This is a genomic window from Brevundimonas sediminis, from assembly GCF_048799765.1.
Taxonomy (GTDB): Bacteria; Pseudomonadota; Alphaproteobacteria; order Caulobacterales; family Caulobacteraceae; genus Brevundimonas.
This window is the reverse complement of sequence record NZ_JBLYQK010000006.1, coordinates 91,823-107,006: the sequence shown is the minus strand read 5'-3', so window position 1 is coordinate 107,006 and position 15,184 is coordinate 91,823. Positions and strand designations below refer to the sequence as shown.

Annotated in this window: 18 protein-coding genes; 10 read left to right on the top strand and 8 right to left on the bottom strand. The window is 68.0% G+C overall.

Annotated features, from left to right (window positions below):
• Nucleotides 1–24 precede the first annotated feature (24 nt).
• Nucleotides 25–1,473: a cryptochrome/photolyase family protein gene (locus ACLQ7T_RS05700; RefSeq protein WP_420478544.1), complete on the top strand. Its 1,449-nt coding sequence runs from the start codon at nt 25–27 to the stop codon at nt 1,471–1,473.
• A 7-nt stretch (nt 1,474–1,480) separates the two neighbouring features.
• A complete protein-coding gene (locus tag ACLQ7T_RS05695; protein WP_420478543.1) occupies nt 1,481–3,043 on the top strand; it encodes a cryptochrome/photolyase family protein in 1,563 nt (520 codons plus the stop codon).
• Nucleotides 3,044–3,052: 9 nt separating this feature from the next.
• Here ACLQ7T_RS05695 and ACLQ7T_RS05690 read toward each other — a convergent pair whose 3' ends face one another.
• Both ACLQ7T_RS05690 and ACLQ7T_RS05685 read right to left on the bottom strand, forming a co-directional pair.
• A complete protein-coding gene (locus tag ACLQ7T_RS05690) occupies nt 3,053–3,922 on the bottom strand; it encodes an NAD(P)-dependent oxidoreductase (RefSeq protein ID WP_420478542.1) in 870 nt (289 codons plus the stop codon).
• The gene (locus ACLQ7T_RS05685) at nt 3,919–4,422 is read right to left on the bottom strand and encodes a flavin reductase family protein (RefSeq protein ID WP_420478541.1); all 504 of its coding nucleotides are present in this window, start codon (nt 4,420–4,422) and stop codon (nt 3,919–3,921) included. The genes ACLQ7T_RS05690 and ACLQ7T_RS05685 overlap by 4 nt, the downstream gene beginning before the upstream one ends.
• A 140-nt stretch (nt 4,423–4,562) precedes the next feature.
• Between ACLQ7T_RS05685 and ACLQ7T_RS05680 the strand changes: the two genes are divergently transcribed.
• A complete protein-coding gene (locus ACLQ7T_RS05680) occupies nt 4,563–5,465 on the top strand; it encodes a flagellar motor protein MotB (RefSeq protein WP_420478540.1) in 903 nt (300 codons plus the stop codon).
• A gap of 127 nt (nt 5,466–5,592) precedes the next feature.
• Nucleotides 5,593–6,354 carry an arginyltransferase gene (locus ACLQ7T_RS05675; protein WP_420478539.1) on the top strand — a complete coding sequence of 254 codons (762 nt, stop codon included), beginning with the start codon at nt 5,593–5,595 and terminating at the stop codon, nt 6,352–6,354.
• Here ACLQ7T_RS05675 and ACLQ7T_RS05670 read toward each other — a convergent pair.
• From ACLQ7T_RS05670 to recO, 5 genes are all read right to left on the bottom strand, one after another.
• Nucleotides 6,324–7,361 (bottom strand): M48 family metallopeptidase, encoded by a 1,038-nt coding sequence (locus ACLQ7T_RS05670; protein ID WP_420478538.1) that lies wholly within the window; start codon nt 7,359–7,361, stop codon nt 6,324–6,326. The two genes, ACLQ7T_RS05675 and ACLQ7T_RS05670, sit on opposite strands and share 31 nt — an antisense overlap.
• Nucleotides 7,362–7,367: 6 nt before the next feature.
• Nucleotides 7,368–7,937 carry a LemA family protein gene (locus tag ACLQ7T_RS05665; protein WP_420478537.1) on the bottom strand — a complete coding sequence of 190 codons (570 nt, stop codon included), beginning with the start codon at nt 7,935–7,937 and terminating at the stop codon, nt 7,368–7,370.
• Nucleotides 7,938–8,031: 94 nt separating this feature from the next.
• Nucleotides 8,032–10,245 carry a DNA topoisomerase IV subunit A gene (parC, locus tag ACLQ7T_RS05660; protein WP_420478536.1) on the bottom strand — a complete coding sequence of 738 codons (2,214 nt, stop codon included), beginning with the start codon at nt 10,243–10,245 and terminating at the stop codon, nt 8,032–8,034.
• A 46-nt stretch (nt 10,246–10,291) separates the two neighbouring features.
• A complete protein-coding gene (locus ACLQ7T_RS05655; RefSeq protein ID WP_420478535.1) occupies nt 10,292–10,603 on the bottom strand; it encodes a hypothetical protein in 312 nt (103 codons plus the stop codon).
• Complete coding sequence (recO, locus tag ACLQ7T_RS05650; RefSeq protein WP_420478534.1) at nt 10,600–11,331, bottom strand: DNA repair protein RecO; 732 nt, start codon at nt 11,329–11,331, stop codon at nt 10,600–10,602. The genes ACLQ7T_RS05655 and recO overlap by 4 nt, the downstream gene beginning before the upstream one ends.
• A 127-nt stretch (nt 11,332–11,458) precedes the next feature.
• Here recO and ACLQ7T_RS05645 point away from each other — a divergent pair, with 127 nt between their 5' ends.
• Both ACLQ7T_RS05645 and ACLQ7T_RS05640 read left to right on the top strand, forming a co-directional pair.
• Complete coding sequence (locus ACLQ7T_RS05645; protein WP_420478533.1) at nt 11,459–12,343, top strand: hypothetical protein; 885 nt, start codon at nt 11,459–11,461, stop codon at nt 12,341–12,343.
• Between the two features lie 43 nt (nt 12,344–12,386).
• Nucleotides 12,387–12,722, top strand: coding sequence for a hypothetical protein (locus ACLQ7T_RS05640; RefSeq protein ID WP_420478532.1), 336 nt, complete (start codon nt 12,387–12,389; stop codon nt 12,720–12,722).
• Here ACLQ7T_RS05640 and ACLQ7T_RS05635 read toward each other — a convergent pair.
• Entirely contained in the window at nt 12,719–13,198 is a 480-nt protein-coding gene (locus ACLQ7T_RS05635; RefSeq protein ID WP_420478531.1) for a nuclear transport factor 2 family protein, read from the bottom strand. The genes ACLQ7T_RS05640 and ACLQ7T_RS05635 overlap by 4 nt on opposite strands.
• A gap of 141 nt (nt 13,199–13,339) precedes the next feature.
• Between ACLQ7T_RS05635 and ACLQ7T_RS05630 the strand changes: the two genes are divergently transcribed.
• From ACLQ7T_RS05630 to ACLQ7T_RS05615, 4 genes are read left to right on the top strand one after another with little or no spacing between them, the layout of a single operon-like run.
• Nucleotides 13,340–13,690: an ArsR/SmtB family transcription factor gene (locus tag ACLQ7T_RS05630; protein ID WP_420478530.1), complete on the top strand. Its 351-nt coding sequence runs from the start codon at nt 13,340–13,342 to the stop codon at nt 13,688–13,690.
• The gene (locus ACLQ7T_RS05625; protein ID WP_420478529.1) at nt 13,674–14,177 is read left to right on the top strand and encodes an SRPBCC family protein; all 504 of its coding nucleotides are present in this window, start codon (nt 13,674–13,676) and stop codon (nt 14,175–14,177) included. Before ACLQ7T_RS05630 ends, ACLQ7T_RS05625 begins: the two co-directional genes overlap by 17 nt.
• Before the next feature lie 19 nt (nt 14,178–14,196).
• Nucleotides 14,197–14,673, top strand: coding sequence for an SRPBCC family protein (locus ACLQ7T_RS05620; protein WP_420478528.1), 477 nt, complete (start codon nt 14,197–14,199; stop codon nt 14,671–14,673).
• Between the two features lie 24 nt (nt 14,674–14,697).
• The gene (locus ACLQ7T_RS05615) at nt 14,698–15,141 is read left to right on the top strand and encodes a VOC family protein (protein ID WP_420478527.1); all 444 of its coding nucleotides are present in this window, start codon (nt 14,698–14,700) and stop codon (nt 15,139–15,141) included.
• Nucleotides 15,142–15,184: the final 43 nt, after the last annotated feature.

Here is a 15,184-nt window from a genome sequence, read left to right as displayed (position 1 = left end):
AATTCCGGAAGCCCTGAGGCCCTCATGTCCACGCCCGTCATCGTCTGGTTCCGCCAGGACCTGCGCCTTCGGGACAATCCGGCGTTTGACGCAGCGGTGGCGTCCGGATGCCCGATCATTCCGCTGTTCATCTTGGATCGACGCGGACCGGGCGCGCCCGGGGCCGCCGGCGGCTGGTGGCTGGACAAGTCGCTGACGCGTCTGGCGGACGAGATCGTCGCGCTCGGCGGTCGGTTGATCGTTCGCGAGGGGCCGGAAGACATCCAGCTGCGGGACGTTCTCCAGGCGACCGGGGCCGACCGCGTGTTCCTGAACCGGCGTTTCGAACCCGCCGCCTTCGATCAGGATGCGGACATCGCCCACGGGCTCAAGCTGGACGGCGTCGACTGCCAGGGCTTCAACGGAGCCCTGCTGGTCCGACCCGGCGCGGTCCTCAACGGACAGGGACAGCCCTATCGGGTCTTCACCCCCTTCATGAAGGCGTTGAGGCCCCACCTGACGGCGCTTGCGTCCCCTGCCCCGCACGGTTCGGGCGCAGTCTGGTTCCAGCGGTCGGAGCTCGAAACCACGCCCATCGACGTCCTCGGCCTGCACCCCGTGTCGCCGGACTGGTCGACGGGTTTCGACTGGTCTCCCGGCGAGGCGGCCGCGCTCGACAGTCTGGATCACTTCATCAAGGCTCATCTGGCCGACTACCCTGTCGGCCGGGACCGCCCTGGTCGACCGGGCACCTCCCGGCTCTCGCCCTACCTTCACTGGGGCGAGATCAGCCCCCGGCGCGTCGTCTCCCGGGTCCTGGACGCCGTGTCCGGCGGCGCCGCGCCGGCCGGTCCGGCGGAAAAATTCATCGCCGAGATCGGCTGGCGGGAGTTTTCGGCCCACCTGCTTGTCCATTTCCCGACCCTGACCACGGACGCTTTCCGTCCGGAGTACGACGCCATGCCCTGGCGCGACGACGCGGCCGGGTTCGCCGCCTGGCGACGCGGCCTGACAGGCTTCCCCATCGTCGACGCCGGAATGCGGGAGCTGTGGCGGACCGGCTGGATGCACAACCGGGTCCGGATGATCGTGGCCAGCTTCCTCGTGAAGGACCTGCTGATCGACTGGCGCAAGGGAGCCGCATGGTTCGAGGAGACCCTGGTGGACGCCGACCTGGCCAGCAACGCCCAGAATTGGCAGTGGGTGGCGGGCTCGGGCGCGGACGCGGCCCCGTATTTCCGCATCTTCAATCCCGTCTCCCAGGGCGAGACCCATGATCCGCAGGGCGCCTATGTGCGCCGGTGGGTCCCGGAACTGTCTGGCCTGCCCGACAAGTGGATTCACAGCCCGTGGGCCGCGCCGCCGGAGGTTCTGGCCCGGGCCGGCGTGCGACTGGGGCGGGACTATCCGGCCCCCATCCTTGACCACTCCGCCGCCCGTAGCCGCGCGTTGGACGCTCTCAAGACCGTAGCCGCCCGTCGTGAAGCGGATTGAGTCGGCGATGACCGCGCCGCGCACGCTTCGGCTTGTGCTGGGAGATCAGCTGTCCGCCGGTCTGGCCGGTCTGCGCGACCTCGATCCGGACCGCGACCTGGTTCTCATGGCGGAGGTCCATGACGAGGCGACCTACGTCCGGCACCACAAGCAGAAGATCGCCCTGGTCTTCGCGGCCATGCGGACGTTCGCCCGGGACCTGGAGGCGCGTGGCGCCCGCGTCCGCTACGTCCGCATCGACGATAGCGACAACAGCGGGTTGATCGTCGGGGAGCTTCTTCGCGCCCTCTCCGCCGAGGTCTTCGACAGGGTCGTCATCACCGAATGCGGCGAGTGGCGTCTGGCGCAGGCCCTCGAGGCCTTTGTCGCGACCGTTCCCGTGCCCGCGACGGTTCTGGAAGACGATCGCTTTGTTTGCGCCCATGCCGAGTTCCGTCGCTGGGCGACCGACCGGCGCGTCCTGCGGATGGAGGACTTCTATCGGGTGATGCGACGCAGGACCGGTCTCTTGATGGACGGACAGGAGCCGGTGGGCGGGCAGTGGAATTTCGACGTGGAGAACCGCAGGTCGCCGCCCAGGGATCTGCGCCTGCCGCCGCGAGCCCGTCCGGCGCCGGACGCCGTCGCCCGGGAGGCGATCGCGGACGTCGCGCGCCTGTTCCCCGACCATTTCGGAACCCTGGACGCCTTCGCCTGGCCGACGAGCGCGGCGCAGGCGGAGGAGGCCCTGAAGACCTTCATCGACCATGTCCTGCCGGGGTTCGGCGACTGGCAGGATGCGATGCTGGAGGGCGAGCCGTGGATGTGGCACGCCCTGATCTCGACCTCCCTCAATCTCGGCCTGCTGGACCCGCTGGAGACCTGCCGGCGCGCCGAGGGGGCCTGGATCTCAGGCAAGGCGCCGCTCAACGCCGTGGAGGGGTTCATTCGCCAGATCCTGGGCTGGCGCGAGTTCGTGCGCGGTGTCTACTGGCTGAAGGTCCCGGAGTACCGCGCCCGCAACGCCCTCGAGGCCGACCGCGCCCTCCCCTGGTTCTACTGGTCCGGTGAAACCGACATGCGCTGCGTGGCGGACGCCGTCGCCAGCAGCCGCACCCATGCCTACGCCCACCACATCCAGCGGCTGATGGTGACCGGCAATCTGGCCATGATGCTGGGGGTGGCGCCCGATGCGGTCGATGACTGGTACATGACCGTCTACGCCGACGCCTTCGAGTGGGTGGAGATGCCCAACACCCGGGGTATGGCGACCTTCGCCGACGGGGGCGTCGTCGGGTCCAAGCCCTATGCGGCGTCCGGCGCCTACATCAACCGGATGAGCCGGTACTGCGGCGGCTGCCGATACGATGTGAAGGCGCGCGAGGGGGACGGCGCCTGCCCGTTCAACCGGCTGTACTGGGGCTTTCTGGAAAGCCACCGGGACCGGCTCTCCGGCCTGCACCGGCTGGCGATGCCCTACCGGACGCTGGACGGCTTCGGGGACGATCGACGCCGCCGGATTCTGGAGGAGTATGAGCGGACGCGACTGGCGCTCGGCGCTGTCCCCGTCGCTACAACAGAGGCTCTCTGAAACCGGCGCTCAGTCCCGTGGCTTTCGGGCCTGAAGGCGGGCGGCGAGGCTTGAGGTGTCCCAGCGGGCACCGCCCATGGCCTGGACCTCGGAATAGAATTGGTCGACCAGCGCGGTCAGCGCCAGATGGCTTCCGTTCGCGCGGGCCTCGTCCAGCACCAGGCCCAGATCCTTGCGCATCCAGTCGACGGCGAAGCCGAACTCGAACTCGCCCCCGGCCATGGTCTTCCAGCGATTGTCCATCTGCCAGGATTGCGCCGCGCCCTTGGAGATGGCGTCCAGCACAGCGTTCGTGTCGAGGTCGGCGGACTGGGCGAAATGCACGGCCTCGGCCAGGCCCTGGACCACGCCGGCGATACAGATCTGGTTCGCCATCTTGGTCAGTTGGCCGGCGCCGGACGGCCCCATGTGCTTGATGGCCTTCGAATAGGCCTGAAGCGCCGGCTCGACCCGCGCCAGGGCGTCGGCGTCGCCGCCGGCCATGACGCTGAGCTGGCCGTTCTCGGCGCCCGCCTGCCCGCCCGAAACCGGGGCGTCGATGAAGAAGGCCCCCTGCCCCGCCGCCAGCGCCGCCATCTCGCGCGCCACCTTCGCGGAGGTGGTGGTGTGGTCGACGATCACCGCGCCCTTCGCCAGCCCCGGCAGGGCTTCGGTCACCACCTGACGGACGTCGTCGTCATTGCCGACGCACAGGATGAACAGCTCGGCGCCGGCCGCCGCCTCGGTCACCGTGGCCGCGAAGGTCCCGCCATGGGCGTCGGCCCAGGCTCGAGCCTTGTCCGGCGAACGATTGTAGCCGCGGACCGGATAGCCGGCGGTGAGCAGATGGCGGGCCATCGGGGCGCCCATGACGCCCAGGCCGGCAAAGGCGGTTTTCATTGATCGGCTCCCAGCGACCCGTAGCGGCCGCGCCAGAAGGTCAGGGCGTCGCCCTCGGCGGTGGCGTAGGTCTCCACCCGGCCGACGATGACCATGTGATCGCCCATCTGGATCCGGTCGTGGACGGCGCATTCGAAGCGGGCCAGGGCCTCCGGCAGGCAAGGCGGGCCGTCGGGGCGGCGTTCGAACTCGTGCGGGTCCAGCAGGGCGACGCCCCGGGCGAACCGGGCCGCGATCTGTTCATCCCCGGCCGGAAGCACATGGACGGCGAAACGGTCCGCCGCGGCGAAGACCGGCCAGCGCTCTGACTGCTCGTCGATGCACCAGAGCAGCAGGCGCGGCTCAAGCGAGACGGACGTGAAGGAGTTGATGGTCAGGCCCAGCGGTCCCTGCGGGCTGTCAGCCGTCACCACGCAGACGCCGGTGGCGAACGAGCCAAGCGCCCGGCGATAGGCGCGGGTTTCGTCAGTCGGATGTTCGGGCGGCGGTTCGAGCGTCACCAGACGGACCTACGGTCCCGCGCCCCTCAAAACAAGCGTCGTTCTGACGGGAAAGCGGCCGGTCGGAAGGATACGGGAAAGGTCGCCTTAACCCTGTTGTCCCATGTTTGGACAGTTTCGTGCGCTGAAGGCTCCTCCCCATGTCCATGAGCGATCGTCCGATCCTCATCAAGAAGGTCAAGAAAGGTGGCGATCACGGCCACCACGGCGGCGCCTGGAAGGTCGCCTACGCCGACTTCGTGACTGCGATGATGGCCTTCTTCCTGCTGATGTGGCTGATCAACACCACGGATCCCGAACAAAAGCGCGGCATCGCCGAATATTTCGCCCCGGCCAGCGTATCGGCGACCACGTCCGGCTCGGGCGGCCTTCTGGGCGGAACGGCCCTGGGGGACGACGGCGCCAAATCCTCGGGCTCGAGCGCCCTGATCACCCAACTGGCCCCGGAGGCGCCTCGGGACCAGGCCGAGCAGGCCGGGCAGAGCTCTGACCTCACCGGCGCCAGCGAGCAGCAGCTCCGTGACGAAATCGCCCGCCGTGAGGCCGCCGACTTCGCCTCGGCCGCCGAATCCCTGCGCCAGGCGATGCAGTCGATGCCGGAGCTGGCCGAGCTGTCGAAACAGCTGATCATCGACCAGACCCCCGAGGGCCTGCGCATCCAGCTGGTCGACCAGGAAGGCCGGTCGATGTTCGACCAGAACTCCTCCCGCCCCAACGCCCGCGCCCAGGTCCTGTTGCGGGCGGTGGCCCGCGTCATCAACCAGCTCCCGAACCGCATCTCGGTGACCGGTCACACCTCGGCCGCGCCGGGCTCCAATCGAGCCACGGGGCCGAACGACTGGTCGCTGTCGTCCGAGCGCGCCAATGCGTCACGTCTGGTGCTGCAGGCGGCCGGGGTTGATCCGGACCGGGTCTACCAGGTGTCGGGCAAGGCCGGCTCGGATCCGCTTTATCCGGACGATCCGACCCTGGCGGGCAACCGGCGTATCGCCATTGTCCTGCTGCGCGAGGCTCCGGTGCTGCCGTCGGACACCAGCCTGTGACCGCCGGCCTGTCGCGCCGGTTTCGGGCGACGGGCGAACAGGCTTGCGCCCCGCTGCGATGCGGCGCCAGATACGGTCATGAGCGGTTCGCCGGAATTCGGGCGTTTTCAGGTGCGGAGATGACTTCGTGACCTTCGTTCCCCAGCGACAGCTTCGCTTCTACATGACCTCGGTGGCGCCCTGCCCCTATCTGCCCGGCCAGACCGAGCGGAAGGTTTTCGCCAACCTGCCTTTCAGCGACGGCGCGCACGTCAACGACGAGCTGACCCAGGCGGGGTTCCGGCGCAGCCAGAACATCGCCTACCGGCCGGCCTGCGAGGCCTGTGACGCCTGCGTGTCTGTGCGGGTGCCGGTAGCCGGGTTCGCCTTCTCCCGGTCGCAGCGGCGCATCCTGAAGCGGAACGAGGACCTGTCACGCGATCTGGTCGAGGCCGAGGCGACGGCGGAGCAGTTCGATCTGCTGCGCCGCTACCTGGGGGCGCGCCACGCCGACGGCGGCATGAACGGCATGGGCTGGCATGACTATGTCGCCATGGTCGAGGACACGGCCGTCCGCACCCATCTGATCGAATACCGCCTGCCGTCGGCAGACGGCGGTCCCGGCGATCTGGTCGGGGTCTGCCTGACCGATCTGCTCTCGGACGGGCTGTCGATGGTCTACAGTTTCTTTGACCCGGCGCTGGAGGACCGCAGTCCCGGCCGCTTCGCGATCCTGGACCATATCCGTCAGGCGACGGCAGTAGGCCTGCCCTACGTCTACCTCGGCTACTGGGTCCGTGGCTCGCAGAAGATGGACTACAAGGCGTCGTTCCGGCCGATGGAGCAACTGACCCGGTTCGGTTGGGCCCGCCTGCCCGATCAGCCGGCCGAGGGCACCGAGGTCGAATAGCTGTCCCGGGCGACGCCGGGTTCGCCTGACCAGGGACCGGGGTCGCGCCCTCCCCCGAACTTCTTCAGGGCCTCGATGCGCTTCGCGATCGGCGGGTGGCTGGCGAACAGGCCCTCCAGACCGACGCCGTCCGGCTGGTTGTCGAGGAACAGCTGCTGCAGTTCGTCGGGTCCCTTGAGGCTGGAGCGGCCTTCGACCTTGCGCAGGGCCGAGATCATCGCATCCGGGTTCTTGGTCAGCTCGACCGCCCCGGCGTCAGCCACATACTCCCGGGTCCGGGACAGCATCATGCGGATGACGATGGCGAGCACGAAGCCGACCACGGCGAAGGCGATGCCGATCAGGATCAGCGGCATGGCGTTCTTGTTGTCGTCATTGCTGCGCCGGCGGCCGCCCGAATAGAGCAGCGCGCGGAAGATCATCTCGGCCAGCACGCTGATGATCCCCGCGAAGATCGAGGCGATCACCATGGTCCGCACGTCCTTGTTGATGACGTGGGTCAGTTCGTGAGCCAGCACGGCCTCCAGCTCGTCGCGGGTCAGGTTCTGGACCAGTCCGCGCGTGACGGTGATGCTGTACTGCCCCTCGTGCAGGCCGGTGGCGAAGGCGTTCAGGCTGTCGTTGTCGATCACCCGCAGGGTCGGCGTGCGCAAGCCCCGCGAGATCGCCAGATTCTCAAGCAGATTATAGAGTTCCGGCTCGGTCCTGCGTTCGACCTTGCGGGCGCCGGTCAGGGCGTCGACCATCGCCTGGCTGCCGAAATAGGCGATGGCGAACCAGACGGCGGCGATGCCGAGGGCGAGCGGAATCGTCGCCCCCAGCCAGGACGCGGCCATGGCCATGTCGTCGCCCAGCCCCTTGCCCGAGTTGGGCAGGAACCCCAGCCCCATCATGATCAGCTCGATACCGTAGACGATGCCGATCAGCAGGATGGGGAAGGTCACCAGCAGGATGACCGACCGCGTGTTGTTCGCCCAGATGTGGGTCTGGAGCCCGACGGCGCCCATGTGAGGTTAGAACTTCACCTGCGGCGGGGCGGCGTTCAGGGCCGCGCGTTCGCTCTCGCCGACATCGAAGAAGGGCTTGTCGGACCCGAAGCCGAACAGGCCGGCGAACAGGACAGTCGGGAATTGGCGGCGCACGGCGTTGAACTCGCCGACGGCGTTGTTGAAGAAGCGACGCGCGGCGGCCAGCTTGTTCTCGATGTCCGACAATTCAGCCGAGAGCTGCTGGAAATTGGTGTTGGCCTTGAGGTCCGGATAGGCCTCGGACACCGCGAACAGGCGGCCAAGGGCGCCGGTCAGCATGTTCTCGGCGGCGACCTTGTCATTGACCGAGGTCGCGCCGGCGGCGGCGGCGCGGGCCTGGGTGACGGCATCCAGCGTGCCGCGCTCGTGGGTGGCGTAGCCCTTCACCGTCTCGACCAGATTGGGAATCAGGTCCTGGCGCTGCTTCAGTTGGACATCGATGTCCGCGAACGACTGATCCGCGCGCTGATCCAGCGCGACCAGACGGTTGTAGCCGCCGACGACGACGAACAGCAGGACGACGACGATGACGCCGATGATGATCCAGGTCAGCATGAAACTCTCCAGTCGGGCCGCGATCCGGACCCTCGGGTGACATTATCGCGGGTTGTGACGCCGACCGGTAATGAAATCGGCGTCACCATTGTCGCTAGCGGAATTTGCGCATTCCGCGGGGCCCTTGGCGCCCGGCCTGGGCGCGCTTGCCCAGCCAATCCTTCCAGTCCGGCCAGTTGCGCCGACGACCGCCGCCATCGGCCCATTCGGGGCCCTGCTCCGCGTTGAAGACCGCGACGTCCACCAGCCCGCCCTGTTTGAAATTCTGCAGCTTCACCCCCTTGCCGCGCCCCATCTCGGGCAATTCGTTCAGGGGGAAGATCAGCGCCTTGATGTTGTCGCCGATCGTGGCGACGTGGTCGCCGGCGGGGGTTTGCGGGACCCGCAGGGCCGCCAACAGGTCGCCGTTCAGCACCTGCTTGCCGCCGCGCTTCTGGGCCAGCAGGTCATCCTCGGGCGCCACGAAGCCGTAGCCGGCCTTCGACGCGATCAGCAGCTTCCCGCCGGGCTGGTGGGCCAGCAGGTTGATGATCTCGGCCTTCTCGTCCAGCTCGATCATCAGGCGCAGCGGTTCGCCATGGCCGCGGCCCGAGGCCAGTTTGTCGGCGCCGACGGTGAAGATGCGGCCGTCGGAGGCGGCCACCAGCAGCTTGTCCGTCGTGAAGGCCGGGACGAGGAAGGCCAGGCTGTCGCCTTCCTTGAACTTCAGTTCCGACGGATCCTCGACCTTGCCCTTGGCGGCGCGGATCCAGCCCCGTTCCGACAGGATGACGGTGATCGCCTCGCGCGGAATGAACGCCTCGACGGGCGCGAAGGCGGACGCGTCCACGGCGTCGGCCATGGTGGTTCGGCGCGGCGAGATCAGGGCCTTGCGGACGGCCTCAAGGTCCTTGCCGACCTGCTTCCACTGCTTCGCCGGTGAAGAGGAAAGCGACTGCAGGCTGGCAAGTTCGTCCGACAATTCCTTGAATTCATTCTCAATCGCCATTTCCTCGATCCGCGCCAGCTGACGCAGACGGGTGTCGAGAATGTAGTCGGCCTGCATCTCGGACAGGCCGAAGCGGGCGATCAGAACGGCCTTGGGCTGTTCTTCCTCCCGGACGATGCGGATGACCTCGTCGAGATTGAGGAAGACGATCCGCAGGCCTTCCAACAGGTGCAGGCGCTTCTCGACGCGCTCGATCCGCCATTGGGCGCGGCGGATCAGCACCTCCCGGCGGTGGTCCAGGAAGGCTTGCAGGCAAGCCTTCAGCCCCATGACGCGCGGCGTGCCGGTGGCGTCGAGCACGTTCATATTGATCGGGAAGCGGACCTCCAGATCGGAAAGCTTGAACAGGCTTTCCATAAGAACTTCAGGTTCTACGGTCCGGGACTTCGGCTCGAGGATCAGGCGGATGTCCTCGGCGGATTCATCGCGGACATCGCCCAGCAGCGGGGCCTTCTTGTTCTCGATGAGGTCCGCCAGCGCCTCGATCAGTCTCGACTTCTGGACCTGATAGGGGATTTCGGTGATCACGATCCGCCAGACGCCGCGGCCGAGGTCCTCGGTCTCCCAGCGGGCGCGCAGGCGCACCCCGCCCCGACCGGTCTCATAGGCGTCGAGGATCGCGGCCTGCCCCTCCACCGAGACGCCGCCGGTCGGGAAGTCCGGGCCGGGCACGCGCGCGACCAGCTCCTCAGTCGAGGCCTCCGGGTTCTCGAGCAGGAGATGGCAGGCGTCGATCAGCTCGCCGACATTATGCGGGGGGATCGAGGTGGCCATGCCGACGGCGATGCCCGACGAGCCGTTGGCCAGCAGGTTGGGGAAGCCCGCGGGCAGGACGACCGGTTCCTCGTCCTGATCGTCATAGGTGGGGCGGAAGTCGACCGCATTCTGGTCGATGCCGTCCATGAGCAGGACGGCCGCGGGCGTCAGCTTGCACTCGGTATAGCGCATGGCCGCGGCGCTATCGCCGTCGATGTTGCCGAAATTGCCCTGGCCGTCGACCAGGGGGTAGCGCTGGGAGAAGTCCTGGGCCAGGCGCACCAGGGCGTCATAGATCGATGCGTCGCCGTGCGGATGGTAGCCGCCCATGACCTCGCCGACGACCTTGGCGCATTTCCGCGCCGCCGCCTGCGGGTTCAGCCGCATCTGGTGCATGGCGTACATGATGCGGCGGTGCACGGGCTTGAAGCCGTCGCGCACGTCCGGAAGGGCCCGGTTGGTGATGGTCGACAGGGCATAGGCGAGATAGCGGCGCGACAGGGCGTCGCCCATCGGCTCTTCGACAATGCGGCCGCCCTCGGGCGGAGGCGTATGAATGCTCATGAGGTCCGAATCGGCGGTCTGGAGCGTGAAGTCTAGCGGAGTCTGCTCAGAACAGGTCGCGACCACGCGTCAGCCTGTGGGCGAGCGCGATCCCGGCTCCGATCCCGACCAGGCCGCCGAGCCCCAGTCCGCCGATGCCCCAGAACCCCATGGCCAGGCCGAGGCCGTCTCCGCCTTCCCCGGAGTAGGGATAGGTGACCCATCCAACGAAAAGGGCGACCGCCGCGACGGTGCAGGCGAGACCGGCGCCGCAGGCAGCGATGCTCGCAAGATAGACCGCCAACACGCGGGTCGACGGGAATAGGGCGAGAAAGCCGCTGATGGCGAAGCTGCTCAAAAGGATTACGACAACGATCACAGCCGCCCCGCCTCGCGCAGCCTGTCGATCATCCAGACCCGGGCGGGCGGCAGGGGGCGGTCCAGGGGGTGGAAGACGAACTGCTCGAGGAAGTGGCCGGTGAGGTCGAGGCCGGCGCCGACATCCCCTTCGCCCAGCCCCGCCTGGGCGCCGAGCATGAACGGCGGCAGCTTCAGCAGCTTGTCGGCATAGGGGGCGCCCGCCTCGCGGCTGACGGCGCGGCCGGTGCGGGGGCTGACCCAGACCAGATCGTCCATGGTCCCGGTCGCGGCGCAGCGGCTGAGGTCCAGGCCGAAGCCGAGGTCCTCCAGCAGGCCCGCCTCGAAGCGGACGAAGATGGCGGGCCAGACCTCAGGCACGGCGAAGGCCGCCATCAGCGCCTCGAAGGCCAGGAAGGCGCCCGGGTGCGGCTCGCGCTCCGGCAGGGCGCCCTGGGCCACCGCGGCGGCGGCGGCCAGGCCGGTCAGGGCCAGCGGATCGTCGAACAGGGCGCTGGGGCCCTCTCCCACCGGCTCCAGCCGCGCCGAGCCGAGTTGGTCCGAGGTCCTGGCCCGCACCTCGGCCACCACGCGGGAGCCCGGTTGCAGGAAGGGCTTTATCTTCCGCGACGCCCCGCCCGCCACATAGGCCGCGCGCCGTCCCTGTCCTTCGGTCAGGAGATCGACCACCGCGCCGGTGTCGCCGTGAGCGCGGGCGGAGAGGACGAAGGCGTCTTCGGTGAAGTCCATGACGCCTGTTCTAGCGTGCGGAACGTCCGGGGAACAGGCGTCGAATTTTTCAGATCGCTCCGCGCCTTGTCCGCTGCTCTCCCCATAGGCTAGGCTTCCGCCGTACAGGGTTCGCCGGGGGGCGTTTGTGACTGATTTTCCGACATCGAACTCGCGCCGCAAGGGCCGCAAGCCGAAGGGGTTCGCCGGACCGGTGTTCGGCGGGATCGCGGTCTTCCTGTGGGCCTTCGTCTTTTCGCTCAGCCAGTCCTTCACCCGGGTGACCGGTACGGCGAACATGCCGGTGGATCTGGCGCTGGGGATCGGCGCCGGGCTGGCGGGCGGCCTGGTGGGCGCGTGTCTGGTCTGGGCCTTTCTGTATTTCGTTCTGGGGCGCCGCCACACGTCGGGCGGGGTGGTGCTGCTGGCCGTAATGGCCGGCGTCGCTTTGGTCGGCGCCGTGCCCGCGTCCGGCTTCCGGGTGGTCGGCGCAGGGATGATGGCCGAACAGAAGGCCATGGACGATATCCGTCAGCGGGCGGAGACGCGGCGGAACGCCGTGGATGACCGGATCTGGGATGCGCATGCCGCGATCGTCCAGAGGGACTTCTTCGAACCCCGGGCCCTGTCGGAGCGTGGCGGTCTGGCCCGCGCCCGCGGCAAGGTCCAGGCCCTCCGTGAACTGATGGCGGGGGCGAAGGCGGAAGATGAGCAGCTCATGGCCCAGGCGCGCGCCGAGATCCGGGAGCTGCCGATCTCGCAGGCCCGCCGCGAGCAGGCCTTGCGGGCGTTCGAGGCCGGCGTCGCCAATGAACAGAAGGCGGCCGAGGTCAGCCTGGAGTTGAACGACATGATCTTCGACGAGATGGACGGGCAGCTCGATGTGCTCGAGCGGCGTCGCTGGGTGATGGAGTACGGCCAGATCGCGTTCACCAACCTGTCGGACATGAACGACTTCAACGCCCGGGCCCGTCGGGTGCAGGAGATTTCCGCCGAACTGAATCGTCAGGCCAGTCCGCAGGCGCGGCGGTAGTCCGTCGTCTTCGCGGCGCGGGCAGGCAGGAGCACGGGACGGCATGCAGGATCGGAAATCGTCAGAACGGAAGCGCGGGGACGGCCCGCGCGCCCTTGCGCCCTGGCTCATCACGGCCATGGTTCTTGTCGCCGTTTTCTGCGTCTTGAGGAACCTGGCGCCGGACATCCCCAGCCGCTCGACCGTTGAGGCGGACGCCGGGACGCTGGGCCGGCTGTGCGGGGGTGTGGCGGTCGCAGTCGTGGCCTGGATCGTCCTTTACAGCGCCGCGATCCGGCGGCTGGACCGTTCCATGAGCAGCGCCTGCCTGGGCGCCCTGATCGTCATTGCGCTCGTGTCCAGCGTGGCGGGCATGGTCCTGCGGGCGATACTGGCCTAGTCCGCCCTGACCGCCTCGACCACGGCCCTGGCCCTGTCGTTCGGGATGGTGAAGCTGAGGACGTACTGTTCGATTTTCCAGCCGTCTCCGGTTTTGCGCAGCACGCCCGATCCGCGGGTGACGCCGTAGCTGGCGTTGTCCAGCACCTCATCGAACCAGGCGATGCAGCGACAGTCGATCGGGGCCAGGCTGATCACCCGATCGCGCGGGGTATAGGTCCAGCCCCGTCCCTGCCGGAAATAGGGCTCGGCGTAGGCGCGGAACTCCGGCAGCGACCAGCGCTCGGTCGCGTCCGTACCGATGAAGCGGGCGTCCGGCGTGAAGAGACCGAAGTAGGCCTCGGTGTCGGCGGCCGTCGAGGCGACGTTCAACTGGTCCAGAACCCGACCGATCTCGGCTTCGGCGTCCTGTCCGCAGGCGGGCCCGGCCAGCAGGCCCGCTGCGGCGACGGTCAGGGTCAGGGTCTGGATCTTCATTGGGCTTTCTCCCGGAGCGTCCCCATGATTGCGCAGTGCCCCGGACTTGTCGCCTGCCGTCGTCGGCGCCTTGTTTAACCGGTCGGTTGACCAAGATGTCGGCCGGCGGTATTAAACCGAAAGGTTATTTACGAAGCGCCGATGGAAACCGACCTCCTCTCCGCCCGGTTCGCCGCCCTCGCCGATCCCACCCGGCGCGCCATTCTGGCGCGACTGACGCAGGGAGAGGCCAGTGTGAACCAGCTTGCCGAGCCGTTCGACATGAGCCTGCCGGCGGTGTCGAAACACCTCAAGGTGCTGGAGAAGGCCGGGCTGATCAGTCGGGGCAAGGCGGCGCAATGGCGCCCCGCCCGCCTTGAACCCATGGCCCTGAAAAGCGTCGCCGACTGGCTGGAGCATTACCGCCGGTACTGGGACGCCAGCTTCGACCGCCTCGACGCCTACCTGAAGACAATCCAGATGGGAGATCCCTCCGATGGCTCAAAACACTGATGACAACCCCTGTCACACCGACGGCGTGGCGCATGAGCACGCCCTGACCCTGCGCCGGGTGATCGATGCGACGCCCGAGCAGATCTGGAAGGCGTGGATGACGCCGGAAATCCTGCAGCAGTGGTTCGTGCCGCGTCCGTGGACCCTGTCCGACGTCCAGATCGACCCCCGCCCCGGCGGCGTGTTCAACTTCATCATGCATGGCCCCGAAGGCGAGACCATGCCCAACAGCGGCATCTTCCTGCATGTCGAGCCGGGCAAGCGCTGGATCACGACCGACGCCCTGACGCCGGACTGGAAGCCGGCCGGCCAGCCCTTCATGGTGGCGACGGTCGAACTGACCCCCACCGCCGACGGCAAGACCGAATACGTCGCCACCGCCCGGCACTGGAACGCCGCCACCATGAAGCAGCACGAAGCGATGGGCTTCCACGAAGGCTGGGGAACCTGCGCCGACCAGCTGGCCGACCTGCTGAAGACCCACTGATCCGCGACGGAACCCGTCCATGAGCCTGACCGAAGCCTTCGCCGGCCGTCCGACCCTGAACATGCAGCGGGTCTTCGACGCGCCGCGCGCCCTGGTCTGGCGGGCCTGGACCAATCCCGAGGCGATGGTGATGTGGCTTGGGCCGGTCGAATGGCCCGCGGTCAGCGTGAAACAGGACCTGCGTGTCGGTGGCGAATGGCGGGCGTGCCTGCGGTCGCCCGACACCGGCCAGGACCTCTGGCAGGGCGGGGTCTACCGCGAGATCGTCCCGCCCGAGCGGCTGGTCTTCACCTTCAAATGGGACGAGTCCCATGAGGACGGGCCGCCGGTCGATACGCTGGTGACCCTGGTCCTGACCGAGACGGAAGACGGGCGAACCCGCATGGACTTCACCCACGAGGGGCTGAAGTCCGAACAGAGCCTGACCGGCCACAAGCATGGCTGGAACAGCACCGCCGACCGGCTGGAATCCTGGCTGGCGGCCAACCGGAACTGACAGGAACGACAGGGAGAGACGACCATGAAGATCGTGACGAGCCTGACCTTCAAGGGCAATTGCCGCGAGGCGTTCGAGTTCTACGCCAGGGTTCTGGGAGGCAGGGTAACCGCCGCCTTTCCCTATGGCGACGGGCCGCCGGATATGCCGGTGGGGCCGGAGTACAAGGACCAGCTGATGCATTGCTGGCTTGAGATCGGCGACCAGGCCCTGATGGGCTGTGACGGTATTCCCGAGTTTGCGCCGGGCTATCACCAGCCGGTGAACGGCTTCGACGTCACCCTGCACACCGACGATCCCGAGCAGGCGCGCGGCTGGTACGAGGCGCTGGTCGAGGGCGGCACCGCCACCATGCCGTTCGGCGAAACCTTCTGGTCGCCCGGCTACGGCGGTCTGATCGACAGGTTCGGCACGCCGTGGATGGTCAACACCCGGCCTGCCGCCGACTGGAAGCCGTCGCAAGGCTGAGGCGCCCGTTGGGCGGCCGGTCGCCGCCCCGCCCATCCTGCCT

Excerpts from the sequence above, each read along its gene's own strand:
- ACLQ7T_RS05700 (WP_420478544.1), top strand. The coding sequence starts at position 25 with ATGTCCACGCCCGTCATCGTCTGGTTCCGCCAGGACCTGCGCCTTCGG.
- ACLQ7T_RS05695 (WP_420478543.1), top strand. The coding sequence starts at position 1,481 with ATGACCGCGCCGCGCACGCTTCGGCTTGTGCTGGGAGATCAGCTGTCC.
- ACLQ7T_RS05690 (WP_420478542.1), bottom strand. The coding sequence starts at position 3,922 with ATGAAAACCGCCTTTGCCGGCCTGGGCGTCATGGGCGCCCCGATGGCC.
- ACLQ7T_RS05680 (WP_420478540.1), top strand. The coding sequence starts at position 4,563 with ATGTCCATGAGCGATCGTCCGATCCTCATCAAGAAGGTCAAGAAAGGT.
- ACLQ7T_RS05670 (WP_420478538.1), bottom strand. The coding sequence starts at position 7,361 with ATGGGCGCCGTCGGGCTCCAGACCCACATCTGGGCGAACAACACGCGG.
- ACLQ7T_RS05665 (WP_420478537.1), bottom strand. The coding sequence starts at position 7,937 with ATGCTGACCTGGATCATCATCGGCGTCATCGTCGTCGTCCTGCTGTTC.
- parC (WP_420478536.1), bottom strand. The coding sequence starts at position 10,245 with ATGAGCATTCATACGCCTCCGCCCGAGGGCGGCCGCATTGTCGAAGAG.
- recO (WP_420478534.1), bottom strand. The coding sequence starts at position 11,331 with ATGGACTTCACCGAAGACGCCTTCGTCCTCTCCGCCCGCGCTCACGGC.
- ACLQ7T_RS05640 (WP_420478532.1), top strand. The coding sequence starts at position 12,387 with ATGCAGGATCGGAAATCGTCAGAACGGAAGCGCGGGGACGGCCCGCGC.
- ACLQ7T_RS05635 (WP_420478531.1), bottom strand. The coding sequence starts at position 13,198 with ATGAAGATCCAGACCCTGACCCTGACCGTCGCCGCAGCGGGCCTGCTG.
- ACLQ7T_RS05630 (WP_420478530.1), top strand. The coding sequence starts at position 13,340 with ATGGAAACCGACCTCCTCTCCGCCCGGTTCGCCGCCCTCGCCGATCCC.
- ACLQ7T_RS05625 (WP_420478529.1), top strand. The coding sequence starts at position 13,674 with ATGGCTCAAAACACTGATGACAACCCCTGTCACACCGACGGCGTGGCG.
- ACLQ7T_RS05620 (WP_420478528.1), top strand. The coding sequence starts at position 14,197 with ATGAGCCTGACCGAAGCCTTCGCCGGCCGTCCGACCCTGAACATGCAG.
- ACLQ7T_RS05615 (WP_420478527.1), top strand. The coding sequence starts at position 14,698 with ATGAAGATCGTGACGAGCCTGACCTTCAAGGGCAATTGCCGCGAGGCG.